The sequence below is a fragment of the Streptomyces sp. NPDC093591 genome (genome assembly GCF_044764885.1).
Taxonomy (GTDB): Bacteria; Actinomycetota; Actinomycetes; order Streptomycetales; family Streptomycetaceae; genus Streptomyces.
In genome coordinates, this window is the sequence record NZ_JBIWIY010000028.1 from 33,711 (window position 1) to 59,381 (window position 25,671).

General features: G+C 70.3%; 21 protein-coding genes. 10 read left to right on the top strand and 11 right to left on the bottom strand.

Annotated features, from left to right (window positions below; translation table 11 throughout):
• Positions 1–6: 6 nt before the first annotated feature.
• Positions 7–1,836, bottom strand: a complete 1,830-nt coding sequence (locus ACIREI_RS42380; protein WP_403345221.1) for an endonuclease/exonuclease/phosphatase family protein — start codon at positions 1,834–1,836, stop codon at positions 7–9.
• Between the two features lie 318 nt (positions 1,837–2,154).
• Between ACIREI_RS42380 and ACIREI_RS42385 the strand changes: the two genes are divergently transcribed.
• The 7 genes from ACIREI_RS42385 to ACIREI_RS42415 all read left to right on the top strand — a co-directional run bounded on the left by ACIREI_RS42385 (position 2,155) and on the right by ACIREI_RS42415 (position 12,072).
• A complete protein-coding gene (locus ACIREI_RS42385; RefSeq protein ID WP_403345223.1) occupies positions 2,155–3,591 on the top strand; it encodes a hypothetical protein in 1,437 nt (478 codons plus the stop codon).
• 231 nt (positions 3,592–3,822) lie between these two features.
• The gene (locus ACIREI_RS42390) at positions 3,823–5,283 is read left to right on the top strand and encodes an alkaline phosphatase PhoX (RefSeq protein ID WP_403345225.1); all 1,461 of its coding nucleotides are present in this window, start codon (positions 3,823–3,825) and stop codon (positions 5,281–5,283) included.
• A gap of 493 nt (positions 5,284–5,776) precedes the next feature.
• On the top strand, positions 5,777–7,360 hold the full coding sequence (locus ACIREI_RS42395) for a TROVE domain-containing protein (protein ID WP_403345227.1): 1,584 nt from the start codon (positions 5,777–5,779) through the stop codon (positions 7,358–7,360).
• A 202-nt stretch (positions 7,361–7,562) separates the two neighbouring features.
• Positions 7,563–8,600: a LacI family DNA-binding transcriptional regulator gene (locus tag ACIREI_RS42400; RefSeq protein WP_403345229.1), complete on the top strand. Its 1,038-nt coding sequence runs from the start codon at positions 7,563–7,565 to the stop codon at positions 8,598–8,600.
• A gap of 290 nt (positions 8,601–8,890) precedes the next feature.
• Positions 8,891–10,183, top strand: a complete 1,293-nt coding sequence (locus ACIREI_RS42405; protein WP_403345231.1) for an ABC transporter substrate-binding protein — start codon at positions 8,891–8,893, stop codon at positions 10,181–10,183.
• Between the two features lies 1 nt (position 10,184).
• A complete protein-coding gene (locus tag ACIREI_RS42410; RefSeq protein WP_403345232.1) occupies positions 10,185–11,210 on the top strand; it encodes a carbohydrate ABC transporter permease in 1,026 nt (341 codons plus the stop codon).
• Positions 11,200–12,072, top strand: a complete 873-nt coding sequence (locus ACIREI_RS42415; protein WP_403345234.1) for a carbohydrate ABC transporter permease — start codon at positions 11,200–11,202, stop codon at positions 12,070–12,072. The genes ACIREI_RS42410 and ACIREI_RS42415 overlap by 11 nt, the downstream gene beginning before the upstream one ends.
• A 40-nt stretch (positions 12,073–12,112) precedes the next feature.
• On the opposite strand, the gene ACIREI_RS42420 is transcribed toward ACIREI_RS42415, so the two are convergent.
• From ACIREI_RS42420 to ACIREI_RS42460, 9 genes are all read right to left on the bottom strand, one after another.
• Entirely contained in the window at positions 12,113–12,523 is a 411-nt protein-coding gene (locus ACIREI_RS42420) for a hypothetical protein (protein WP_403345236.1), read from the bottom strand.
• A 216-nt stretch (positions 12,524–12,739) separates the two neighbouring features.
• Positions 12,740–13,957, bottom strand: a complete 1,218-nt coding sequence (locus tag ACIREI_RS42425; RefSeq protein ID WP_403345336.1) for a TerD family protein — start codon at positions 13,955–13,957, stop codon at positions 12,740–12,742.
• A 63-nt stretch (positions 13,958–14,020) separates the two neighbouring features.
• Complete coding sequence (locus tag ACIREI_RS42430) at positions 14,021–14,233, bottom strand: hypothetical protein (RefSeq protein WP_403345238.1); 213 nt, start codon at positions 14,231–14,233, stop codon at positions 14,021–14,023.
• 1,070 nt (positions 14,234–15,303) lie between these two features.
• Positions 15,304–16,293 (bottom strand): zinc-dependent alcohol dehydrogenase family protein, encoded by a 990-nt coding sequence (locus ACIREI_RS42435; protein ID WP_403345239.1) that lies wholly within the window; start codon positions 16,291–16,293, stop codon positions 15,304–15,306.
• Positions 16,290–17,150, bottom strand: coding sequence for a carbohydrate ABC transporter permease (locus ACIREI_RS42440; RefSeq protein ID WP_403345241.1), 861 nt, complete (start codon positions 17,148–17,150; stop codon positions 16,290–16,292). Before ACIREI_RS42440 ends, ACIREI_RS42435 begins: the two co-directional genes overlap by 4 nt.
• A complete protein-coding gene (locus ACIREI_RS42445; RefSeq protein WP_403345243.1) occupies positions 17,150–18,097 on the bottom strand; it encodes a carbohydrate ABC transporter permease in 948 nt (315 codons plus the stop codon). Before ACIREI_RS42445 ends, ACIREI_RS42440 begins: the two co-directional genes overlap by 1 nt.
• Positions 18,097–19,458 carry an ABC transporter substrate-binding protein gene (locus ACIREI_RS42450; protein ID WP_403345245.1) on the bottom strand — a complete coding sequence of 454 codons (1,362 nt, stop codon included), beginning with the start codon at positions 19,456–19,458 and terminating at the stop codon, positions 18,097–18,099. Before ACIREI_RS42450 ends, ACIREI_RS42445 begins: the two co-directional genes overlap by 1 nt.
• A gap of 127 nt (positions 19,459–19,585) precedes the next feature.
• The gene (locus tag ACIREI_RS42455) at positions 19,586–20,368 is read right to left on the bottom strand and encodes a DeoR/GlpR family DNA-binding transcription regulator (protein ID WP_403345246.1); all 783 of its coding nucleotides are present in this window, start codon (positions 20,366–20,368) and stop codon (positions 19,586–19,588) included.
• Between the two features lie 479 nt (positions 20,369–20,847).
• Positions 20,848–21,657 carry an NAD-dependent epimerase/dehydratase family protein gene (locus ACIREI_RS42460; protein WP_403345248.1) on the bottom strand — a complete coding sequence of 270 codons (810 nt, stop codon included), beginning with the start codon at positions 21,655–21,657 and terminating at the stop codon, positions 20,848–20,850.
• Positions 21,658–21,833: 176 nt separating this feature from the next.
• On the opposite strand from ACIREI_RS42460, the gene ACIREI_RS42465 reads away from it, so the two are divergent.
• Positions 21,834–22,787: a 5-dehydro-4-deoxyglucarate dehydratase gene (locus tag ACIREI_RS42465; RefSeq protein WP_403345250.1), complete on the top strand. Its 954-nt coding sequence runs from the start codon at positions 21,834–21,836 to the stop codon at positions 22,785–22,787.
• Positions 22,784–23,947 (top strand): hypothetical protein, encoded by a 1,164-nt coding sequence (locus tag ACIREI_RS42470; protein WP_403345252.1) that lies wholly within the window; start codon positions 22,784–22,786, stop codon positions 23,945–23,947. Before ACIREI_RS42465 ends, ACIREI_RS42470 begins: the two co-directional genes overlap by 4 nt.
• Here the strand turns inward: ACIREI_RS42470 and ACIREI_RS42475 are convergent.
• Positions 23,884–25,122, bottom strand: a complete 1,239-nt coding sequence (locus tag ACIREI_RS42475; protein WP_403345253.1) for an MFS transporter — start codon at positions 25,120–25,122, stop codon at positions 23,884–23,886. The genes ACIREI_RS42470 and ACIREI_RS42475 overlap by 64 nt on opposite strands.
• A 257-nt stretch (positions 25,123–25,379) precedes the next feature.
• On the opposite strand from ACIREI_RS42475, the gene ACIREI_RS42480 reads away from it, so the two are divergent.
• On the top strand, positions 25,380–25,592 hold the full coding sequence (locus ACIREI_RS42480; protein WP_403345255.1) for a DUF4287 domain-containing protein: 213 nt from the start codon (positions 25,380–25,382) through the stop codon (positions 25,590–25,592).
• Positions 25,593–25,671: the final 79 nt, after the last annotated feature.

Sequence of the window (25,671 nt, forward strand, 5' to 3'; positions counted from 1 at the left end):
CGGCGGTTACGGGCGGAACCGCAGCACCTGCGGGTCGTGGTCGCTGATCTGGTCGTTGAACTCCGAGTTGATGTGCACGCTGTCGTACTCGAAGTCGCAGGAGCGCCGGATCGACGGGCTGATCAGGATCTGGTCCAGCGTCTGGGCGTTGCCCTGGTAGACGTACGAGTAACGCTCGCTCTTGGGCAGCGACTTGATCGCCGACCACAGTGCGCCGCCGTCCTCCAGCCGCTGGGTGGTGCCGGAGAACTCGAAGTCGTTGATGTCGCCGAGCGTGACGACGTCCGCGTTCTTCTGGACGGCCAGGATGTCCTTCACGAACGCGTTGACCGCGGTCGCCTGGAGGTGGCGCTGGGTCTCCGAGCTGCGGGCCGGCGGCTGGTACTGCGCGTGCAGCGACTGGTCGCCGCCCTTGGAGGCGAAGTGGTTGGCGATCACGAAGACCGTCTTGCCGCGGAAGACGAACTCGCCGGCCAGCGGCTTGCGGCTGTTCGTCCAGGCGGCGTCCGCCGGGTCGATACGGCCGGGGGACGCCGTCAGCGCCGCCTTGCCGTTCACCTTGGTCACACCGACGGCCGTCGCGGCGTCGCCGCCCGCACGGTCGACGAAGGAGACCCGCTCCGGGTTGAACAGGAACACCTGGCGGATGTTGCCGCCCGGCTCACCGCCGTCGGCCTTGTCGACCGGGTCGATGGAGCGCCAGTCGTACGCCGGGCCGCCCGCGGCGGCGATCGCGTCGATCAGCTTCTTCATCGTCTGGTCGGCGGCGACCGTACCGTCGTTCGTCTTGCCGTTGTTGTCCTGGATCTCCTCCAGGGACACGATGTCGGGCGACTGGAGGTTGTTCACGATCGCGGAGGCGTGCTCGGCGAAGGTGGCGTCGGACGGGTCCAGGTTCTCGACGTTGTAGGTCGCGACCGCCAGCTCGCCGCGCCCCTGCTTCTGGGTCGTCTCCCGCTTGATGCCACCGCTCTTGAGCGTGCCGAGCTCGCTCGCGACGAGGGTGTAGCCGCCGAACTGGGTGTAGTCCAGCGGGCCGGTGGTGGTGCCGGCGAGGGTGTCGCCGACGTTCGCCTTCGGGAAGTCGGTGGCCGCGCCGAGGGACTGGATCTGCAGGCGTCCGGTGTTCTGGGAGTCGTAGGAGCCGTAGACCGTACCGCCCCGCCGGTTGGCGTTCTCGTGCGGCTTCACCGTGACCCACAGTTCGTTGAAGGCGTCGGTGCCGGTCACCACTCGCGCGTCGGCGACCCGGACGTTCATGTGCTCCAGGGACTCGTAGTAGTCCAGGGCGTAGGCCGAGGGCCTGAGCGTCAGGCCGTTGACCGAGCCGTTCGCGGCGGTGTCGCCGGCGGGGGCGTACGCGTCCGGCACGGACCTGGCGGAGATGACCACGGCTGCCGGGACGGCGTTGCCGCTGGAGACGACGGTGAACGTCGGCTTGGTGATCTCGGTGATCGACTGGTTGCCGGTGGCGGCGCCGCCCGGGACGTACTCCTGGATGGTGCCCGACACCGTGACCGCGTCGCCGACGGCGACGCCCTTCGGCGTGGAGTTGGTGTAGACGAATATGGCCTCGCTGGTGGCGGGGTTGTCGTCGGCCTGCGGGTCCTGGATCCAGAAGCCTCTGGACGAGCCGTAGGTGCGCACGCCGGTGACGATTCCGGCCACGTCCGTGACCTGCTTGCCGGCGTACGGCGATATTCGGGTGCTGCCCTGGACGTCACGGATGCGCACGGAGTCCGCGTGCGCGGGCGCGGTGAGGACAACGGTGGAGGCCGCGGAACAGACGGCGGCGACGGTGAGCGCGGCGAGACGCGCGGACTTCTTGCTCGGCAACGGAAATCCCTCCGGGGACGTACTTGGGCGCCGGGACGAGGGTGGTGCGTGGAACGGTCGGTGCAGGCGCGACCGGTGGGGCGGTGGCGACGCGCGTAGAAAATACAGTGAACAGATGTCCGCCCGATTTCTACGCGCGTCAATCTCCTGCCTGCTCAGGCCACTTGTCAAGGTTTCGGCCATGTACGCAGCCTGACGGGGAGATGAACCGGGCGGCATGGGTGGAAACCCGTCTAGGCTGAGCGGTTGAGCCGTGATGTAACAGCTGCCGAGCCGTGATGCGTACGGCCCTGCGGAACGCCCTAGGAGAACCAGCCGATGTCAGACAGCTCCCCCCTGCCGCCGGTGCGGCTGCACCCCGAAGCGGAGCTGGCGCGTGACGCCCTGTCCACGCCGTTGCTCTCCCGGGCCGCGCGGCTGGCCCGCTGGGCCGGGCCCGACACCCGGGTCGACGCCGGGGGCGGGCTCGTCGACGAGCAACTCCCGGCCGCCGCCGAGCTGCTCGGGCTGAGCGGGGACGACGCCGCCGCCTACGCGAGCGAGGCCTGGCGGGTGGCCGTCGACACCGGACTGATCGAGGTCGTCGACGAGGAGGAGGGCACCGTCGCGCCCGGCGCGGAACTGGCCCTGCTGACCGGCGGCTCGCCGCAGGACGTACTCGGCGTGTGGACCGGGGCGCTGGAGACGGTGCTCGCGGACGCGAGCGTGCCCGACCTCGACGACCTGGTCGACGCCATGGACGCGGGCGGCGAGGTCGACCTCTCCTCGCTGGACTGGGACCCGGACGCCGAGGCGGAGTTCCTCGACGGGGTGCTCGGCAACCTGTACCTGCTGACGGTCAGCGAGGACGGGCCGGCCGACGGGCCCGTGCCGCTGCCCGCCCTGGCCGCCTCGATGATCGTGCCCAGCGACATGAGCGAGCCCACGAACGACGTGCTGGAGCAGGTGTCCGACGCGATGATGCGCCTGGACGACCAGTTCCGGCTGCTGGAGCCGGTCGGCCTGGTGGAGTACCAGCCGGTGGACGAGACCCTGATGGCGGACGCCGAAGGCGCCGGCGAGGATCCGTCGGCCGCCGTCGACGACACCGACGTCTCGCGCTACGGCATGGTCCGGCTGACCCCGCTCGGGCTGTACGGGCTGCGGGCCCGGCTGCTGGAAGCCGGGTTCGAGGCTCCCGCGGTCGGGGACCTCGCGGACAAGGGCGCCGACGCGCTGCTCGACGGGACGGCCACGTTCCCGCCGCGGGCGGCGCAGGCCGAGACCGAGCAGTGGCTGACCCGGCGCGAATCCCTCGCCGCGGCACGGGAGTTGCTGGCAGCGGCACGCGGACTGGACGCCGGGGCGCCGCTGCGGCGGCTGCGCTGCCAGCAGGCGCTGTCCCTGGTGGGCCCGGAGGCCGAGCCCGCGCTGCGGGAGGTCCTCGACGATCCCGAGCTGGGCGGGCTGGCCCGGGTCTGGCTGACCGAGGCCGGGTTCCCCGACGTACCCGCGCCCTCCCAGGAGCTGGTGTTCTGGCTGACCGTCGACACCCTTGCCGCCCAGCTGGCGGCCGAGGGGAACTCCGAGGAGCTGACGGCGCTGGTGGAGGGGCTGGCCGCGCAGCACAGCTCGTTCTTCGCGGCGGCTTGGCGGGTCGATCATCCGGCCACGGCGGATGTGCTGGAGGCGATGGGGCGGCTGCATCCCGACAAGAAGATCGCCAAGGAAGCGCGCAAGGCCGCGTTCAAGGCGCGATCGCAGCAGGGTGGTTGATGCCGGTTCGCGAGTGCCGGTCGAGTGTGGCCGGCCGCGCCCGCGCGGCGGAGCCGCATAGCGATACAGGCCCGTGCCCCTGCGGGGCGATGCCCCGGGCCGGTGCGGATTCACTCAGGTAGCTCCACTGAATCCTCCCGGCGTTCAACCGGCATTCAGACATGGGCGGGACCGTTGCGCCGTCTCGAAGTCCGCCACCTCCCACGGCACCCACTGTCAACAGGAGACACCATGTCGCTCACCCGCAGGGACTTCGCCAGAAACTCCGCGATCACCGGTGCCGGTGTCGCGCTGGCGGGCAGCGCCGGCGTGCTGGCCACCGCACCGAACGCCCTCGCGTCCACGGAGACGGAGGCCGAGACCGCGAGCGAGGAGTCCGCGGACGCCCACGGTGGCGGTGTCGGGTACGGACCGCTGATCCCCGACCCCGAGGGCATCCTCGCGCTGCCCGCCGGGTTCACGTACCGCGTCATCACCTACAGCGGCAGGACCAAGCTGGAGTCGGGCGAGTTCACCCCCTCCAACCACGACGGAACGGCCACCTTCGACGGCCCGCGCGGCACCACCCTCCTCGTCAACAACCACGAGCTGAAGGGCCCGCGCGCCAACTGGAAGTACCCGGTCCCGCTCACCGACGGCCTCGTCTACGACCCCGCCGCATCCGGCGGCTGCACCGTCGTCGAGGTCCGCCCCGACGGCCAGGTCGCCGAATGGGTCGGCATCGCCGGCACCTCCACCAACTGCGCCGGTGGCAGCACCCCTTGGGGCACCTGGCTCACCTGCGAGGAGAACTCCGACAAGGCCGGCGTCAACGGCATGACCAAGGACCACGGCTACGTCTTCGAGGTCGACCCCAGCGACCGCCGCGCCAACAAGAACCCCAAGCCCCTGAAGTTCTTCGGCCGTTACGACCACGAGGCCGTCGTCATCGACCCCAGGCGCGGCCACGCCTACCTCACCGAGGACGCCGCCTCGCCCAACGGCCTGTTCTTCCGCTGGACCCCGCCGAAGGGCTTCGCGTACGGCCGCGGCAAGTTCCGCACCCTCGCCGACGACGCCGGTGTCCTCCAGGCGCCCAAGTGCTTCGACTCCGGCGGCAAGTTCGTCGACGACCTCTCCCGCGCCACGAAGACCGGCACGGTCTACGGCGTCGACTGGGTGGACGTCCCCGACCGCGACGCCAGGACCGTCGCCGTGCGCAAGCAGTTCGCGGCCGGCGAGATCACCCGCGCCCGCAAGCTGGAGGGCATGTGGTGGGGCGACGGCGGCGCCTACATCGTGTCCTCGTACGCCCGTGAGGAGAGCCCCGGCGCCGCGCACGACGGCCAGGTCTGGTTCTACGACCCCAAGCGCCGCACCCTCACCCTCAAGGTCCTCCTCGGCGTCAACCTCGACCCGTCCCAGGACGGCGCCTTCGACGGCCCCGACAACATCACCGTCTCCCCGTACGGCGGCATCATCCTCGCCGAGGACGGCGAGGGCGTCTCGCACCTGTTCGGTGCCACCGACAGCGGCCGTACGTACCCCATCGCCCGCAACGACCTGAACGTCGGCACCGAAGAGGAGCCCGAGTACAGCGAGTTCGCCGGCGTCACCTTCTCGCCCGACGGCAGGACCCTCTACGCCAACATCCAGACGCCGGGCATCCTGCTCGCCATCACCGGCCCCTGGAAGCGCCAGAAGCGCGGGTAATTAATTCGCTCGCTCGTCCCACGGCCTCCCTCTTAGAGTGATGAACGTCCAGGTGCGAAGGCAGGACCTACTTCCACTCTTAATGGGGAGGCCGCGGGTTCGAATCCCGCCACCGGTACCACGTGCCGGTGTAGCTCAGAGGCAGAGCACCTAATGTCGGTTCCGCCGGCCTGAACTCTGGACACCACAACTTCATGCACCTCCCGGTGCGCAGGCTGCGGCTACTTCTCTCCAAAAGAATCCGATGCCGCCGCCGACTTGATCTCGGGAGGCGCAGCTCATGGTGGGTGCCCGGTGCGCAGGCAGCGGATACTTCGGGAACTGGTGGGGGCATGCCCCTCATGCGGGTTCGAATCCCGTCATCGACCCCGGGTCGGTGTGGCGGAACGGCAGACGCGCCAGTTTATAGTCACCGCAGCCGAATTCGAACTCGGGCACCCTCCTTTTGCTGTGCCTCCCTCCGAAAACGACAGTGAATTCGGGGGAATTCATCATGGCGCGATTCAACAAGCGAGCCGCGAAGGCACAGCCCACCTCTCGCGTGACGTCCACGGGCCGAGTGCTCCGTACCTACCAGGGCGGCCGCGGTCACGAGCGGGACGAGCGTTCCGAGCTCTTCCTTCTGTCGATCGCCAACTTCGTCTCGCAGCAGACCTTCTACGAGACCGGCACCGACCGCGACACCCGGTTCGCGCGGCTCGTGCGCCGGCTCGCCGTCACCGACCCGTCCTGGACGGCCGGCCTGCTCGGCTGGCTGCGAGGCGAGGGCAACCTCCGCACGGCCTCCATCGTGGGCGCCGCCGAGTACGTGAGCGCACGTCTGGAGGCCGACGCCACCGACGGTCCCTCCAACCGGCAGGTCGTCGCCTCCGTGCTGCGGCGCCCGGACGAGCCCGGCGAGCTGCTCGCGTACTGGACCGCGACGTACGGCCGTAATGTGCCCAAGCCCGTCAAGCGCGGCGTCGCCGACGCCGTACGGCGTCTGTACAGCGGCAAGTCGCTGCTGAAGTACGACACCGCGTCCAAGGGCTACCGCTTCGGCGACATCCTCAACCTGGTGCACGCGGCCCCGGACCCGGACAAGCCGTGGCAGGGCGAGCTGTTCCGGTACGCCCTCGACCGCCGGCACAACCCGGACACCGCGGTGCCGCCCGCGTCCGACCGGACGCTGACCGCGCACCGCGAGCTGATGGCGCTGCCCGTCGAGGAGCGGCGTGCGGTGGTCACGTCCGAGGGCGGTGCCGAGCGGCTCGCGGCGGCCGGGATGACCTGGGAGGCGCTGGCGGGCTGGCTGCAGGGGCCGATGGACAAGGGGGCCTGGGAGGCCGTCATTCCGTCCATGGGCCCCATGGCCCTGGTCCGCAACCTGCGCAACTTCGACGAGGCCGGGGTCTCGGACGAGGTGGCCGCTCAGGTCGCCGCCCGGATCAGCGACCCGGCGGAGGTCGCGCGCTCGCGGCAGTTCCCCTTCCGGTACCTCGCCGCGTACCAGCACGCGCCGTCCCTGCGCTGGGCGTACCCGCTGGAGCAGGCGCTCGGCCACTCGCTGGCCAACGTGCCCGCGCTGCCCGGACGGACGCTGGTCCTCGTCGACCGTTCCGGCTCGATGTTCTGGTCGCGGCTGTCCGACCGCTCCCAGCTCAACCGGGCCGACACGGCGGCGATCTTCGGCACGGCGCTCGCCCTGCGCGCGACGGACGCGGACCTGGTCCAGTTCGGCACCGACAGCCGTCGGATCTCCTTCCGTCGCGGCGAGTCGGTACTGAAGGTGCTGGAGCGGTTCAATGACCTCGGCGGCACCAACACCACCGAGGCGGTGCGCCGGCACTACCGGAGGCACGACCGCGTACTGATCGTCACCGACGAGCAGTACGCACCCAGCCACCACGGCGACCCGACCGAGCAGGTCCCGGCCGACGTGCCGGTGTACACCTGGAACCTCGCCGGGTACCGGGCTGGGCACGGCCCGTCCGGGAAGGGCAACCGGCACACCTTCGGAGGCCTGTCGGACGCGGCCTTCCGGATGGTGCCGTTGCTCGAGTCCGCCCGGCACTCCGACTGGCCGTGGGCTGCCTGACGGTCCGGGACGCGGGGCCCGCACTCCCAGTGCGGGCCCCGCGTGCTCCGTGCCCGCCTCGACAGGCAACCCGCGCTGAACGCACACAGCGCGTTGTTCCGGGGTGCCCGGCGCTTCGACCCGCTTCGACCTGCGGGACTCGGGCCGTCCTCGCGGTACCGGGCCCTGCCGCCGCGCACACCTGGCCGGATACAGTGCACGCGTGTGGGCGGACGATCAGCACCCGGAGCCGAGTGTCGAGCGGCCTGACGGCACCAGCCGCCGGGCCACGATCCACGACGTCGCACGACTGGCCGGAGTGTCCCGCCAGACGGTCTCCCGCGCGGTCAACGACAAGGGCGAGATCGACCCGGCCACGAAGGAACGCGTGCTGGAGGCGGCACGGCTGCTGGACTACCGGCCCAGCCGGTTCGCGCGCGGCCTGGTGCAGAAGGGGACCGTGACGGCGGGGCTGGTGATCCCGGACCTGATGAACCCCTTCTTCCCCGAGGTGGCCGCCGGCGTGCTGGAGGCGGCCGAGCAGCGCGGCTGGCAGGTCGTCGTATGGGACTCCCGTATCGACGAGGCCCGGGAGCGGGAGGCGCTCGATGTGCTGTCCCATCAGGCGGACGCGGTCGTGGGCTACTTCAAGAGCCCGGACGACGTGCTCGCCCGGCACCTCGGCGGCGTACCCCTGGTGCTGCTGGAGCGCGGCCCGCAGCAGACCCGTTTCGCGGCCGTGGGCATCGACGCCGCCGCCGGTCTCGAACAGGGCATGGCACATCTGGTGAGCGCCGGTCACCGCAGGATCGGCATGCTCGACGGTGTGCACGGGCCGGGCCCCCGCCGGCAGGCCTTCCTGGAGCAGGCCCGGCGCCACGGTCTGCCGGTCGACGACAGCTGGATCGCGCTGTGTCCCGAGCACAGCGTGGCCGGGGGCGAAATCGGGATGGAGCAACTGCTGGACGCCCGGCCGGACATCAGCGCCGTCTTCGGATTCAACGACCTGATGGCGGTCGGCGCCATGCGTGCCGCCCGGCGCCGCGGCCGGCGGGTGCCGGAGGATCTGGCCGTCCTGGGCTTCGACGGGCTGTCGCTGGGCGAGCTGATCGAGCCCGCCCTGACCACCCTGCACATCGACAAACGGCGGCTGGGGCGGCTGGCCGTGGAGCAGGTGGCCCGGTTGCGAGCGGGGGAGGAACCACTGCGGGGCGCCGAGGCGTGGGTGGTCCCCGAGTTGGTGGTGCGGGCTTCGGTCTGAGGCCCCGCCGCGTCGCGAACTCCTCAGTGGGTGGGTGGTGACACCTCCACGCCCTCTCGCCCTCACATGCCTCAACACATGGGCCCTGCACGTCCCTTGACACTGCTTTTCGGCCGCCTCGATACTCGACGGCAACGTTCACGTGAACGCTCACGGACCCCCGAGTCCCCCCACAGCGTCCCCTCACAGCAATCTCCCCACAGCGCGATGCCGAGCCGCGGGACGAGCGGCCGACATCGTTGTCTTCCGCGCGTCCGGAAAGCGAGTGCGCCCCCATGGAACACCGAACGATGTCCCGCAGACGTTTTCTGGGGGCCTCGCTGGGCGGCTCGGGCGCCGCCCTGCTGGGGCTGTCGGGGTGTGGAGCCGCCGGCGGATCGGCCTCCGTGGGCACCGACCACCTCAGCCTGTGGTACTGGAAGGGCGCGCTGAGCGACAAGCTGCTCGCCACCGCCAGGCGTGGCGTCCCCGGCATGCCGGGGCTGAAGGTGCAGGGCTCGCAGATCCCCGACGGCGACATCGACTCCAAGGTCCGCACCAGCCTCGCCGCCCGCGCCTACGTACCGGACATCACGGTCGCGAACTCCGACAACCTCGCCACGTTCTTCCCCGATGAGAACGAGTTCCTCGACCTCAGGACGCTCGGCGCGGAGTCCGTCCGCGACCGGTACCTCGACTGGAAGTGGAAGAGCTGCTTCACCCCGTCGGGCCGGATGATCGGCTTCCCCCTCGACGCGGGTCCCACCGCGCTCTACTACCGCAGGGACCTCTTCCGGAAGGCCGGCCTGGCCCACGAACCGGAGGACGTCGCCGAGGCGCTCCCCACCTGGGAGAAGTTCATCGCCGCCGGCCGCACGCTGCGGGCGGAGGGCCCCGGCAAGCCCTACCTGGTGAGCAACATCGGCAACGTCTTCCAGCAGGTCCTGCTCCAGAGCCCCAAGCAGTTCGTGGACCCCGAGAACCGTTTCATCGGCGACCAGGAGCACGTCCGACGCGCCTGGGACCTCTCCGTGGAGATCCTCCGCCAGGGGCTCAGCGCCAGGATCGTGGACGGGACGCCCGACTTTAACGCGGCCATGAGCGGGGGCCGGGTCGCCACGATGACCACGGCGGTGTGGGCCGCCAACGGCCTGAAGGACTCCGCGCCGAAGACCTCCGGGACCTGGCGGCTGACCACCATGCCCGACGGCCCGGCCAACTACGGCGGCTCGTACATGACCCTGACCCGCTACTGCCGGGACCCGGAGGCGGCCTTCGCCTTCCTGACGTGGCTGCTCAGTCCGGAGAACCAGCTCAAGAGCTACCAGGAGATATCCCTGTTCCCCACCACTCCGGCCGCCTACGCCGACCCCGCGATGCACCGGCCCGACCCCTTCTTCGGCGGCCAGCAGCCCATCGACGTCTTCGGCCCGGCCGCCGAGAAGGCCCCGGTCAACTACTTCAGCCCCTACGAGGAGACCGCCAACACCCCGTTCTTCCAGGAGCTGACCAACGTGGAAATGCTCGGCAAGAACCCCGACCGTGCCTGGCGGGACGCGGTGAACACCGCCGAGACCACGCTGTCCCGGCTGGGGGTGAGCTGACATGGCCACGGTTCTCGACCCGGCGGGAGCGGCGGCGGCCGACGAACGGCGGCCCTTCAGCCGCCGTACCAAGCCCTCACCCCCGGGCGGACGCAGACGTCACCTCCCGCCCCTCCTCGCCATCTCCCCGTTCTACGTGCTGTTCGCCGTCTTCGGCACCTTCCCGGTGCTCTACTCCCTCTATCTGTCCTTCCAGGACTGGGACGGCATCGGCGACATGCGCTTCGTCGGGCTGCAGCAGTACGGCTGGCTGCTTCAGGACTCGGTGTTCTGGCACTCGGTGCTCAACACCTTCGAGATCTGGTTCCTGTCGACGGTGCCGATGCTGTTCCTCGCTCTGGTGCTGGCCTTCCTGCTGCACTCGCAGGTCCGCTTCACCGGCGCGTTGCGGGTGGCGTACTTCATCCCCAACGTGACGTCGATGGTCGCCATGACCGTCGTCTTCGGCTCGGTCTTCGCCCAGGCGGGCCTGGCCAACTCGGTGCTGCGCGCGATCGGCGTGGACGGGATCGGCTGGCTGTCCTCCGAGTGGGGCATCAAGTCGTCCGTCTCCCTCATGATCATCTGGCGGTGGGTCGGCTACAACGCCCTGATCTTCCTGGCGGGCCTCCAGGCCATCCCCACCGAGCACTTCGAGGCCGCCCGAGTCGACGGCGCGAACAGCCGGCAGACGCTCTTCCGGGTCGTACTGCCGCAGCTGCGGCCGGTGGTCCTCTTCGCCGCCGTCACCTCCACCATCAACGGCCTGCAGATCTTCACCGAGTCCCAGGTGCTCTTCCAGTCGACCGACGTCGGCACCACGGGCGGACCGGGCCAGGAAGGGATGACCATCGTGCTCTACCTCTGGCAGAAGGCCTTCAAGGAGCACCAGTTCGGCTACGGCGCCGCCATGGGCTGGCTCCTCTTCGCGATCATCGCGGTCTTCACGATCATCAACTGGCGGCTGGTCTCCGGTTCCGACCGCGACGACCACCGACCCGGCATCACCGGGCTGCTGCGCCGCAAGGGGGCTCGCGATGGCCGCTGACGAGAGGACGACCGGCAGCGCGGGCCTCGCCATCGGCTCCGGCAGCAGACTCACCCGTATCGGCGTCCGGGTGGCGCTGCTGCTCGGGGTGCTGATCTCCCTGTTTCCCTTCTACTGGCTGGTGGTGATGGCCTCCGGCACCACCCAGGACATCTACAGCTACCCGCCCAAGCTCGTGCCCGGCCCGCATCTCCTGGACAACATGGGCAGGGTGCTCGACACCATCGATTTCTTCGGCTCCCTGTACAACACGATCGTCGCGGCCGTGGTCGGGACCGCGCTGGTGCTGTTCTTCGACTCGCTGGCCGCGTTCGCCTTCGCCAAGTACGAGTTCCCGGGGAAGCGGTTCCTCTTCGGCATGCTCCTGGTCACCTACATGATCCCCGCGCAGCTGTCACTGGTGCCGCAGTTCGTCACCATGGCCGAGTTCGGCTGGGCCGGTTCACTGAAGGCGCTGATCATCCCGGGCGCGGCCAACGCCTTCGGCATCTTCTGGATGCGCCAGTATGCCCAGAACTCGCTGCCGGACGAGCTGTTGGACGCGGGACGGATCGACGGCGCCGGCTTCTTCCGGCTGTACTGGCAGGTGGCGCTGCCGCTGTTCCGACCGGCTCTCGCGTTCCTCGGCATCTTCACCTTCATCGGCATCTGGAACGACTACATCTGGCCGCTGGTCGTCATGATCAACCCGGACAAGGTCACCCTCCAGGTCGCCCTGGCGAACCTCAACGTCCTGTACAACACCGACTATGCGCTGGTGATGGCCGGGGCGTTGATGAGCGTCATCCCGCTGATCATCGTGTTCCTGATCGGGGCGCGGCACTTCCTGCGGGATCTGGCGGCGGGGGCTACGAAGATGTGAGCGGGGCGGCCAGGGCGCCCCGGCGCACTCCCCTCCCCCCTCACGACTCCGAACCGGACTCGTGGCCGTCGACGAGCTTACGTACCTCGGTGCTCTCCGGGCTCTCGGGGGCGACGGCCTGCAGGGCGAGGGCGAGGCGCCGATAGCCGTCGGGCTCCTTCCTGGCGAGTGCCAGGACCGACATGAGCCAAGTGCGCAGGGGATATCGGGAGTCGGGTTCCGCGGCGGCGTCGAGTCCGGTCGCCTCGAACCAGTCGCGCCGCATGCTTTCGTCCAACAGAGGCGACGCCAGGGAGAGTTTGTCGGTCAGGGCACGTTCGAACTTGGTGACGGAGCTCCCCGGGTAGGCGGGTGCGGTCCGGTGGGCTGCGGCAGGTGTGCGAACGGCGGCGGTGACGGCCTTGAGGAGGATCTCCCGCTTGGAATGCCAGTCGGGGATGCCGTACAGCATGATGCCGCCTTCGGGGGCGAGAGCGAGTTCCCTCCGTCGCCAACGGCCATGTGCCCGCCCCCCGTTCACAGCCTGGGCGCAAGGCTACTGTGCGTCTTCCGTCCGACGAGGAGCTTTCGGAGTTGTCACGGACGGCGATGGCCGGCCGGGCGGGTCCAAGGCGTCGGCACGCCCGGATCCGCCCGGTGAGACCCGCAGAGACCGGCCGATGGCCTCCTACAGCGCCTGCGCCGCCGGCTTCACCATCCCCCTCACCGTGCGGGACTTCACGAAGTCGCCCATGGCCGTCATCTCCCACTCGCCGGAGAACTGCTTGATCAGCTTCGCCATCATCACGCCCGTCTGCGCCTCGGCGCTGGTGAGGTCGAAGCGGACGAGTTCCTCGCCGGAGGAGGCGTCGATCAGCCGGCAGTACGCCTTGGCGACCTCGGTGAACTTCTGGCCGGAGAAGGAGTTGACCGTGAAGACGAGTCCGGTGACCTCCTGCGGGAGGCGGCCGAGGTCGACGGTGATGACCTCGTCGTCGCCTCCCCCCTCACCCGTGAGGTTGTCGCCGGAGTGGCGGATCGCGCCCTGCACGATCTGGAGCTTGCCGAAGTAGCAGCTGTCGATGTGGTTGCGCTGCGGGCCGTACGCGATGACCGAGGCGTCCAGGTCGATGTCCTTGCCGCGGTACGCCGGCTCCCAGCCGAGGCCCATCTTGACCTGGGAGAGCAGGGGGCGGCCGCCCTTGACCAGGGAGACGGTCTGGTTCTTCTGGAGGCTGACCCGGCCCTTGTCGAGGTTGATCTTTCCGGCGCCGGGGGCGGGAGGCGCGGGCGGTGCCGGGGGAGCGGCGGGGGCCTGGGGTGCCGGGGGAGTGGACATCGGCGGGGCCGGCGGGGCGACCGGGGGCTGCATGGTGGGCTGCGGCGGGGCGACCGGGGCGGGGGCCGGGGCCGGTTCCTCGACCGTGACGCCGAAGTCGGTGGCGATGCCGGCCAGGCCGTTGGCGTAGCCCTGGCCGACCGCGCGGGCCTTCCAGGCGCCGTTGCGGAGGTACACCTCGACGATCACCAGTGCCGTCTCGGTGCCGAGCTGTGGGGGCGTGAAGGTGGCCAGGACGCTGTTGTCGTCCGCGTTGCGGATGGTGGCCGTCGGTTCGATGCCCTGGAAGGTCTGGCCGGCGGCGTCCGGGCTGGCGGTGACGACGATCTTCTCGATGCCGGGCGGGACGGCGGTGGTGTCGACGACGATCGCGTCGGGGGCGGTGCCGCCGCCCGAGCGGTACGTCACGCCGGGGCCTGAGGGCTGGTTGTAGAAGATGAAGTCGTCGTCGGAGCGCACCTTGCCGTCGGCGGTGAGCAGCAGGCCCGATACGTCGAGCCGCACCGGGGCGGCGACGTCCACCGTCACGCGCGCGGCGGAGAGAGGGATGTTCGAGCCGGGGGTCATAGCTGTCATGCCGGGTGAACGAGTGGGGGCGCTTTGCCGTTCCCTTACCCGCGACCGTTCGGGTCAGCGGCGGTTGCGGGGGTGATTGCGGGCCGTGCGCTCGTTGCCGTGCTTGTAGTTTCCGGTCCAGCGGGCCATGACCAGTTGAGGGTCGGACGTCTCGACCTCGGCGAGGAACTGGGCGGTGCGGGGGCCGTTGAGGGTGGTGGCGGGCCGGCCGTGGTGGGCGATGTGTACGGTGCCGTTCGCCTGTTCAAGCCCGGTCCCTCGAGCCACTCGGGCAATCCGCCTCGCGCCCCGGCTCACCAGGGATGGAGCGGGCGCAGCGTACCGGCCTGAGGTGTTGCGCGGGGTCCGTGGTCCACGCGGGGGCCACTCGGACTGGTCCGGGGCGAGGTCGCGGCCGTCTTCCAGCCCACGGGACCACCGTGACGCGCGGCACGAGACCGGACACCGTCTGCCCACGCGATTCGCCAGGATTCGCCACCCCCTTCACCTCGCCTACCTGCAGGTCTCTTCTCGCCTGCCACAAGATGGGCGCCCGCCACCCTCATCGCCACCGATTAGCCATGGTGTTTCGCCACGGGACAAATCGGGGCGCCCGACTCGGACGCTTGATGCGGGCGGCGACTTACGGTTCTCTCGTCCTGTGGGCCGACAGGAGTCATCGAGGTTCGGCCCTTCCCGCAGAACGCAGAGGGCCTGGCCCCGGGAGGCACCCCTGAGCCAGGCCCGCGCGCGGGTCTACGGATGGGTCCGGCCGAGCACGCGTCGGCCGGGCTCATTCATTGCCCGACCTGCCGTCCGACCCACCGCTCACACGTCACACGAAGTGTTCGACGCAACCCGCGATGGCAGTGATCGCTGTGAGGATCAATGTTGCCACCTGCAACCAGTCGGGTAACTGGCTCCGTCGGCGGCACCTCTTGCTCCTAGTCGATCGCACCATCCGATTCGACCTCCCATCTCTCGACGTTCCCAACACAGTTGGGGCCCACCTGATCCAGGCAGGCGCACAGGGAGAGACGGCATCGAACCCTCCGGACGGTACAGGCGGTCTGTCCTCCACATCGGCGATTCCAGGGTGGCGAATGCTGGCGAAACCTCCTGTCCGCGGGCGCCGCATCCGCACGACGTCCATTGGTGTCGTGTCTTGTCGAAGGTTGATCGACAAATACCGGTGCCCGCACCCTGTGTTCGTCGCTCCGTCGGTACAACGGAAGACCGGACCACCCCCTCGGCCTGGACGGCGATTCGGGGTGGTCCGGTCACGGAAGCCCTGACCAGGACTCCGGTGCCGATGGCGCCGGGACGGTCGGCGTGCTCGAACGGAGGCGGACCGCCCCCTACGGCACCACCACGATCTTGCGGCCCACCCCGGACGCGAACTGCTCCAGCGCCTCCGGGTACCGCTCCAGCGGGATGCGGTCGCTGATGAAGACGTCCGGGTCCAGGACGCCGTTCGCGAACAGTTCCGCCGCTCGCTCGAAGCTGTGCAGGACCGCCATCGAGCCCGTGATAGTGATCTCCTGGTTGTAGATGCGGTACGGGTCGATCGTCACCCGCGTCGCATAGTCCGCCACCCCGAACTGCAGGAACGTGCCCGCCTTCGCGACCCGGTCGAGGCCGTCCTGGATCGCCGCCGCGTTGCCCGTGGCGTCGACCACGAGGTCCCAGCCCTGGGGGCGGTCCAGCTCGTCCGGGTTCGCGGCGGACGCCGAGACACCGAGGCGCCGTGCCGTCTCCAGCCGGGCCGGGTTCACGTCGACCACGTCCACGCTCGCCGCACCCGTCCGCTTGGCCAGCTCCAGCATCATCAGGCCCATCGTGCCGGAGCCGTAGATCAGGACGTGCGCGCCCAGGCGGGACTTGAGGACGTCGTAGCCACGTACCGCGCACGACAGCGGCTCCACGAGTGCCGCGTCCTGTGTGCGCACGTGTTCCGGCAGCTTCACGCAGTTCGCCACCGGGGCCACCGCGTACCGCGCCGCGCCCCCCGCCGTCGTCACGCCGATCGCCGCCCAGCGTTCGCAGAGGTTGTTGTGGCCGGTACGGCAGTACCGGCACTCGTAGCAGTACAACGACGGGTCGACGGCGACCCGGTCGCCCACCGACAGCTCCGTGACCCGGGTGCCGACCCCGACCACCTCGCCCGCGAACTCGTGACCGGGCACGATCGGCAGCTTCGGCGCGAACTCGCCCTGGAGGATGTGCAGGTCCGTTCCGCACAGACCGCACGCCGCGACCTCGACCACGACGTCGCGCGGTCCTGGTGTCGGGTCCGGGACCTCGGCGACGACGGCCTTGCCCACGGACTCGATGACGGCGGCCTTCATTTCACGGCTCCCAACGACAGGCCCTGGACCAGCTTGTCCTGGGCGGCGAACCCCGCGGCGAGCACCGGCAGGGAGATGACGAGCGACGCGGCGCACACCTTCGCCAGGAACAGGCCCTGGCTGGTGATGAAGCCGGTCAGGAAGACGGGGGCGGTCCCGGCGACCACGCCCGTGAGGACCCGGGCGAACAGCAGCTCGTTCCAGCTGAAGATGAAGCAGATCAGGGATGTCGCCGCGATGCCCGGCAGGGCGATGGGGGCGACCACGCGCCACAGGATCGTCGGCAGTCTCGCGCCGTCGATCTGCGCCGCCTCGATGATCGCGACCGGCACCTCGGCGAGGAAGGACTGCATCATCCACACCGCGATCGGCAGGTTCATGGCCGTGTAGAGGATGACCAGCGCCCAGATGTTGTCGAGCAGACCGGTGTTCTTCGCGAAGAGGTAGATCGGCAGCAGGCCCGCCACCAGCGGCAGCATCTTCGTCGACAGGAAGAAGAACAGGACGTCGGTCCACTTCTTCACCGGCCGGATCGACAGCGCGTAGGCGGCGGGCAGCGCGAGGAGCAGCGTCAGCAGGGTGGAGGCGATCGAGGCCGTCGCCGAGTTGATCAGGGAGGGCCAGGGGCCGGCGCCGTCGCCCGCGCCGAAGAAGGCGCGGTAGCTGTCCAGAGTGAGCGAGGCGGCGACGGAGGGCGGGTTGGTAGCCGCGTCCGCCTCGGAGTGGAAGGACGTCAGGACCATCCAGAGGATGGGCAGGACGAACAGGATGCCGGCCAGCCATGCGACGACGCCCAGGGCGGCACCCTGGATCCGGGCCCGGGACCGTTGCGGGGCGGCGGTGGTGAGGGTGGTCATCAGCGGGACACCTCCGCGCGGAACAGGGACGACACGACGCGCAGGGCGAAGGTCGCGAGGATGATCGAGCCGATGACGACGATGACGCCGGCCGCCGAGGCGAGGCCGTTCTCGTGCGCCTGGTAGAAGGTCTGGTAGATGGTGTACGGCAGGTTCGCGGTGCCCAGCCCGCCGGAGGTGATGGTGTACACCGCGTCGAAGTTCTGCACGATGTAGATCGAGCCGAGCAGCACGCTCAGTTCGATGTAGCGGCGGATGTGCGGCAGCGTCATGTGGACGAACACCTGCCAGTCGCTCGCGCCGTCCACCCGGGCCGCCTCGATCAGCTGCGGGTCACGGCTCTGCAGTCCGGCGAGCAGGATCAGTGTCATGAACGGGGTCCACTGCCAGATCAGCGAGGCCTCCACCGCCATCAGCGGCATCTCCGAGATCCAGTCCGGCTGGGCCGCCCCGTCCCCTCCGATCCAGTGCAGGATGCCGTTGAACAGGCCGTATTCGGGGTTGAACAGCACGTGCTTCCAGAGCAGGGCGGCCGCGATCGGCACCAGCAGGAACGGGGCGATGAGCATCGTGCGCACGGCGGCCCGGCCGCGGAACCTGCGGTCCAGCAGGAGCGCCAGCAGCAGGCCCAGCACCAGGCTGACGAGCACGACCGTGGCGGTCAGCAGGACCGTGGTCCCCACCGACTTGCGCAGATCGGGCGTGCTCAGCACTTCCGAGTAGTTGGCGAAGCCGGCGAAGTGGCGGTCGTCCGGGTACAGGGCGTTCCAGTCGAAGAACGAGATCACCAGCGTGGCCACGAAGGGCAGCTGCGTCACGACGACCATGAAGATCAGTGCGGGCAGCAGGGGCGCCCGGGTGGCCCAGGCGCGCATACGGTTCGGCCGCCGGGCCGCCGGCCGCGGGGCGGCGGCGGCGACCCGGGTGGGGGGAGTCGTCACGGTCATCACTGGTACTTCTTTCCGACGGCCTCGGCGAGCTTCTGCGACTTGCTCAGCGCGCTGTCCACGGACTGCCGCCCGGCGATCGCGGCGCTGATCTCCTGGGAGACCTTGGTGCCCAGGTCGGTGAACTCGGGGATGCCGACGAACTGGATGCCGGGCGCGGGCCGGGGCTGCACTCCCGGGTCCTCTGGCTCGGCGTTCGCGATGGCGTCCCGAGTGACGTCCGCGAAGGCGGCCGCGTCCTTGCGGTACTGCGGGATGTCGTACGTCGACGCGCGCTTGCCGCCCGGCACGTTGGCCCAGCCGATCTTCTCGCCGACGAGCTTCTCGTAGTCCTTGCCGGAGGCCCAGGAGATGAACTTCCAGGCGTTCTCGGCGTTCTTGGACGCCTTCTGGATCCCCCAGGCCCAGGTGTAGAGCCAGCCGGAGCTGTCGGTCTTCTCGACCGGCGCGGGTACGTAGCCGATCTTGCCCTTGACCGGGGAGCCGGAGGCCTCCAGCGAACCGGCGCCGGCGGTGGCGTCGTACCACATGGCCGTCTTGCCCTGGGTCATGTTGTTCAGGCACTCGGCGTAGCCGGACTGGGCGGCGCCCGCCTCACCGTGCTTGCGGACCAGGTCGACGTAGAACTGCGTGGCCTCCTTGAACTCCTTGGAGTCCAGCCGCGCGTTCCAGTCCTTGTCGAACCAGGTGCCGCCGAAGGTGTTGACGACCGTGGTCAGCGGGGCCATGACCTCGCCCCAGCCGGGCAGGCCGCGCAGGCAGATGCCCTTCATGTCGGCCTCGGCCGCGTCCACCTTCGCGGCCAGGTCGGCGACCTGCTTCCAGGTGGGCTTGGCGGGCATGGTCAGGCCGGCCTTCTCGAGGACGTCCTTGCGGTACATCAGGAAGGAGGACTCGCCGTAGAAGGGCTCGCCGTAGAGCTTGCCGTCCTCCGCGGTCAGGGCCTGCGTCATCGGCTTGAGGACGTCGTCCTGGTCGAAGGCGGTGTCGCTCTTGACGTACGAGTCCAGGGAGTGGAGCCAGCCGTTCTTGGCGTAGATCGGGATCTCGTAGTTGCTGAGGGTGGCGACGTCGTACTGGCCCGCCTGGTTGGCGAAGTCCTGGCTGATCTTGTCCCGGACGTCGTTCTCCGGCAGGACGGTGAAGTTCACCTTGATGCCGGTGTCCTTGGTGAAGTTGTCGGCGGTGAGCTTCTGCAGCTCCACCATCTGCGGGTTGTTCACCATCAGGACGTTGATGGAGTCGCCGCCGGAGGATCCGGACCCGCCGGCGCCCGCGCAGGCGGCGAGCGGAGTGATCAGCGTCCCTACGGCGGCCACGAGGAGGAGGTGGCGTGGCGCGCGTCGGCTCTGGGTTCGCATGGAGGTGCTCCTGGACATTTGGCAACAAAGGGGACGGTTGTGGGTATGGAGGTGCCCTGCGGGGTGGGTCGGTTGGATTTCTGGATCTTCGGTTGGGTGGACGTGGGCGCCGGAGGCGGCGCCAGCCTCAGACGCGGATGACCTGCGGCCCGAGGAGCGAGTAGCGGTGCGCCTCGGACGCGGGGAGCAACGTGCTCGTCACGATCGCCTCCAGCGCGCCGACCTCGGCGAACCGGCAGAAGCTGACCGCTCCGAACTTGGTGTGCACACCGGCGAACACCGTGCGCCGCGCGGACCGGATCGCCTGTGACTTGACCTCGCTGACCGCCGGGTCGGGGGTGGTGAGGCCGTGATCGCGGGAGATGCCGTTGGCGCCGATGAACGCCAGGTCGATGACGAAGCCGGCGAGCATCTTCGTCGTCCAGTGGTCGACGGTCGCCAGCGTGCCGGAGCGCACCCGGCCGCCGAGCAGCAGGACCGAGATGTTCTCGGCCTCGGCGAGCGAGCCCGCGACCGGCAGGGACGCGGTGACCACGGTCAGCTGCCGGTCCCTGGGCAGGGCCTCGGCGACGAGCTGCGGGGTGAAGCCCTCGTCGACGAAGACCGTCTCGGCGTCCCCGAGCAGCCCGGCCGCCGCGGCCGCGATCCGGCGCTTCTCGGGCACATGGCTGGTGGCGCGGAAGGCGAGCGTTGTCTCGAAGCCGGCGCTCTCCACGGGGTAGGCGCCGCCGTGGGTCCGGCGGAGCAGGCCGTGGTCCTCCAGGACGCGCAGGTCCCGCCGTACGGTCTCCTTGGCCACGCCCAGGTCGGTGGCGAGCGCGGTGACGTCGACCGAGCCGGTGGTGCGCGCGAGGCGAACGATCTCGCGCTGGCGCTCCTCGGCGGTCTTCGCCGTGTTGGCCGTCGTCATCGTCGACACCCGCTTCCGTGCTGTGCTGCGGATTCGATCGCCTCCCGGGGCGGTCGGATCTTCTTGCCCGTTCGGGCCCGGTGGGGCCCATGGGGGAAGTTCTACAGCGGTGCTGCGGGTCTGAACAGCTCTGTTGCGGGACTGATGGTGCCCGCTTGCGCCCGTTTGGCTCGGCGCGTGACCGTCCCGGACCTGGGCGGCCCCAGGGGGTGTTGTGAGGGTCCCGCACAGCACCCGCGGTGTCCGGCACGCACCCTCGCCGCACCGGCCAAAGACCCAAGTAGCTCCGCTACGAGGGCCTTCGTCCGGCACGCCGAGGGCACGCACCGGACACCGCGGGCACCGCACAGGACCCTCACAACACCCCCTGGATCGCGACGTGAGATCGGGCAGCGCGGATGCCCGAATGCGGAAGCGGGCGGGCCCGTTCCGTGCCCGCCCGCTCCCCGGACGCTCGTTTTCCCGCCGTGCCGGCCGGGTCAGTACGGCCAGATCGGCGGGTCGCTCACGAAGTGGCCGCCCAGGTAGGCGTGCGCGATGTTGTCCGGTTCGAGGTCGCCCTGCTCGGCGATGAGCTTCTCGGCGTACGGCTCCGAGTCGTCCTGCGGCTCGTAGCCGAGGGCGCGTGCGGTGCCGAGGTCCCACCACAGGCGGGTGTTCGCGGAGGAGCCGTAGACGACGGTGTGCTCGACGTTCTCGGCGGTCAGGGCCGCGTGGAAGAGGCGGGCGCCGTCGGCCGGGCTCATCCACAGCGAGAGCATGCGGACGCTGGTCGGCTCGGGGAAGCAGGAGCCGATGCGGACGGACACCGTCTCCAGGCCGTACTTGTCCCAGTAGAACTGCGCGAGATCCTCGCCGAAGGACTTGGACAGGCCGTAGAAGGTGTCCGGGCGGCGCGGGGTGTCGATGGGGATGAGGGAGTCGTCGCCCTGCGGGCGGGGCGTGAAGCCCACCGCGTGGTTGGAGGAGGCGAAGACGATCCGTCCCACACCCTCCTCGCGGGCGGCCTCGTACAGGTTGTAGGTGCCCTCGATGTTGGCGCGGAGGATCTTCTCGAACGGGGCTTCCAGGGAGATGCCCGCGAGATGGATGATCGCGTCGACGCCCCGGACGGCCGCACGGACCGCCTCCTTGTCGGCGAGATCGGCGACGATCGCGTCCGGCTCGCCCTCGACAGGGAGAAGATCGAGCAGCCGCAGCTCGTAGCCGTACGCCGGGAGCAGGTCCCGCATCAGGGTGCCGAGGCCGCCGGCGGCGCCGGTGAGCAGAACGGTCCGGGGGGCTGGCATCCTCGGTTCTCCTTCGATCGGCGGCCGCATGCCTGCACGATATTCACATTCGTGGACTAGTTAAGGATCACCACCCCTTCTCGTCAAGGGTGGTGCAGCTGGTGTTCATAAATGTAAACTCTGATCACAATCCTGCACCCTCTTTTACTCACCCGTTCTCGTTCTAGGGAGAGCCCGTGACGCCAGCCCCCCTCGCCGCACGCCTCAGCATCCCCGGCGGGCCGCTGTTCTTCCCCGTCACCGCCTACGGCCCCGACGGCTCGGTCGACCTCGACATCTACCGCACCCACGTGCGCCGAGGAGTCGAGGCGGGAGCCGCCGCCGTGTTCGCGGCTTGCGGCACCGGGGAGTTCCACGCGCTCACGCCCGAGGAGTTCGAGGCGTGCGTGCGGGCGGCCGTCGAGGAGGCGGCGGGACGGGTGCCGGTCGTCGCGGGCGCCGGGTACGGCACCGCCCTCGCCGTGCGGTACGCGCGGCTCGCCGAGGCGGCCGGGGCGGACGGACTGCTCGCCATGCCGCCGTATCTCGTCGTCGCCGGGCAGGAGGGCCTGCTGCGGCACTACAAGGAGATCGCCGCGGCGACCGCGCTCCCCGTCGTCGTCTACCAGCGCGACAACGCCGTGTTCACCCCGGCGACCGTCGTCGAACTCGCCCGCACCGACGGGATCATCGGCCTCAAGGACGGCCTCGGCGACCTGGACCTCATGCAGCGGATCGTCAGCGCCGTACGCACCGAGGTCCCCGGAGACTTCCTCTACTTCAACGGCCTGCCCACCGCCGAACAGACCCAGCTCGCCTACCGGGCCATCGGCGTCCCGCTCTACTCCTCCGCCGTGTTCTGCTTCGCCCCCGAGATCGCCCTCGCCTTCTACCGGGCGCTGGAGGCGAGCGACGACGCCACGGTGAACCGCCTCCTGGACGGCTTCTACCGCCCGTTCGTCGAGCTGCGCGCCAAGGGCCGCGGATACGCCGTCGCCCTCGTCAAGGCGGGCGTACGGCTGCGCGGGCCGGCCGTGGGGGAGGTCCGGCCCCCGCTGCACGAGCCGAGCGAGGATCATGTCAAGCAGCTCGCCGAGGTGATCGAGCGCGGCTACGCGCTGCTGGAGAAGGAGCCGGAGGAAACCAAGTGAAGGCGTCGACATTCGTCTACCCCTGGGACGTCAACGGAGACCCGGAGGCACCCGCGAGAATCGCCGCCCTCGGCGTACGGCAGGCGACCCTCGCCGCCGCCTACCACTCCACCCGCGCCCTCACCCCCCGCCACCCGCGCCACCGCATCGTCACCGCCGAGCACGCCGCCGTGCTCTACCCGACGGGCGACCGCTGGACGGGCCGCGAGCTGCGCCCGTACCCGGCGGGGGACTGGGCGCCCGGGGACGCGTACGGCGAGGCCGCCGCCGCGCTCGCCGACGCCGGTTTGGAGGTGCACACCTGGGTGGTCCTCGCGCACAACTCCCGCCTGGGCGCCGAGCACCCCGACACCTCGGTCGTCAACGCCTACGGCGACCGCTACCCCTGGGCCCCCTGCATCGCCCAGCCCGCCTCGCGCGCGTACCTCGTCGACCTGGCCGCCGAGGCCGCCGTACGCCCCGGGGCGCGCGGCACGGAACTGGAGTCCCTCGGCTGGTACGGCCTCCAGCATCTGCACGCGCACGACAAGACCGGCGGCGTCCCGCTCGGCGACGCCGGGATGTACCTGATGGCGCTCTGCTTCTGCCCCACGTGCAAGGAGGGCTACGGCGACCAGGGCCTGGACGCCGACCGGTTGGCCGCCGCCGTACGCGCCGCCCTCGAACCGCTGTGGCAGGGCACGGTCGCCGACGAGGGCTGGGCCGGGGTCGAGAAGCTGCTCGGCGAGTCGAACGCGGCGGCCACGCGCGCGTGGCGGGACGAAACCGCCCGCACCCTCCAGGAGTCGGCGGTCCGGGCGGTCCGCGCCGCCGCCCCCGACGGCTTCCAGATCCTGCTGCACGCCGACCCGGTGACGTACCACGTCGGCGCCAACCCGGGCGTCGACCCCGAGCACATCCTCTCCGTCGCGGACGGCGTGGTCGTACCCTGCGCGGGCGGCCCCGGCCTGCTGACGCCCTTCGCCGCGCAGGACCGCAAGGGCGCGGTCATCGCCGCCAACTTCGGTGTGGTCTCCGGGATGGGCGGCAGCCCGGGCACGCTGGCGTCGGACGCGGCACGCGCGCGTGAGCTCGGAGCCACGGAAATCCGGCTCTATCACGCGGGGTTGGCGTCGGACGGCGACTTGGTGGCGGTGCGCGAGGAGCTCGCCGCGCTCTGAAGCGCTGCCGGCGCGGACACCAGCAACGCCAGGCCCGTCGCGGCCGACAGCAGCCGCACGTCGAGGAGTTCGACCAGCGCCGCCCCCGCCGCCAGCCCGATGACGTTCGGCGTGAAGAGGAGGGTGTTGGCCGTAGCGGACGTACGGCCGAGCAGCGCGTCCGGCGTCTCGCGCTGCACGGCGGTGAGGGCGGCGATCAGCACACAGGGCAGCCCCGCCCCGATCGCCGCGCTGCAGGCCAGGGCCACCGGGTCGGACGGGATCGCCCGCAGGCTCGTGGCGAGGGCCGTCAGAGCGATGCCGTACGCGGCGAAACGGCGTTCGCCCAGGCGGCGCAGCGCGGGGCCGGAAAGCAGGCCGATCGCCACCGAGCCGGCGCCCTGGACGGCGTACAGCACACCGGAGTACGCCGGGGCGTGCCCGAGGCCGTCGATCACGGCGTAGATCAACGCGCCGTTGAGCCCGGCGAAGAGCATGGTGGTGCCGCCGGCCAGGACGAGAGGCCGCAGCCGGGGGTGGGTCCACAGGTGGCGGGCGCCCTCGGCGGTCCGCGCCCGCCAGCCGTCGGCCGGCGGCTCGGGTGTGCTCTCACGGACGCGGAGGCAGGCGTACAGGCCCGTCGCGACCACGAACGTCACGGCGTCGAGCAGGGCGACGCTCGCACCGCCGTACGCCGCGTAGACGCCCGCGCCGGCCAGCGGGGCGAGGAGTTTCATGCCCTCGGTCGCCGTCATGCGCAGCCCGTTGAAGTCGCCGAGCAGAGGCGCGGGGACCGCGCCGGCGACGAGGGCGGACTCGGCGGCGTCGTGCACCACGCCCGCGGCGCCGTAGACGAACAGGACCGCGAAGAGGAGCCAGAGGCGGTCCGGGGAGTCGACGGTGAAGAGGGTGAGCAGGAGGGCGGCCAGGAGGAGGTTCGCGCCGATCAGCAGCGGTTTGCGGCGGGTGCGGTCGGCGAGCGTGCCGAGGAGGGGGCCGGCCAGGGTGGGCGCCCACATGGCGAGCATGCACAGCGCGGCCAGGCCGTCGGACCCGGTGAGGTCCTTGACCCATACGCCGGACGCCAGCCACAACGCCGAGGTGCCGAAGCCGGAGACCACGACTCCGGCGAGGTAGAGGGCGGAGTTGCGGTCGCGCAGGACACGCGCGAGTGCCCAGGTGGTGATCGTCGTCATGGCACGCCATCGTGCGTCTGAGGCGGGGGTGTGCGGATCGGGGAAGTGCCTTAGTCGTCGAGGCCCGGGAGCGTGTGCCGCTCGGTGGGTGTAGGCGGCAGGGAGGGTGAACGGTCTCGAAGCCGGCTCGCGAGGCAGGGCTTCCCGAGACCGTCAGCGTGACGCAGCACACCTTCGCCGGGCGATGAGTTCTGTGGCGCCCACTGGTCATAGGTGGTGACGACACGCTGCCCCGCAAACGAATGGATGCTGCCGACATGACTGACGCCGTCAAGGGTCCCGCCAGCTACTTCCCCTCCATCGAGAAGAAGTACGGCCGCCCGATCGCCGAGTGGAAGGACCTCATCCGCTCCTCGCCCCTGACCAAGCACATGGAGCTCGTGGGCTGGCTCAAGACCGAGCACGGCCTGGGGCACGGCCACGCCAACGCCCTCGTCGCGCACACGCTCGCGGAGGGCCGCGGCGAGTAGGGCCGCCCACCGGGGCCGGGTGGGCGTGCGAGGTGAACAATGCGCCAATTCCCTGTGTGCGAGCGTAATTTGATCGTGG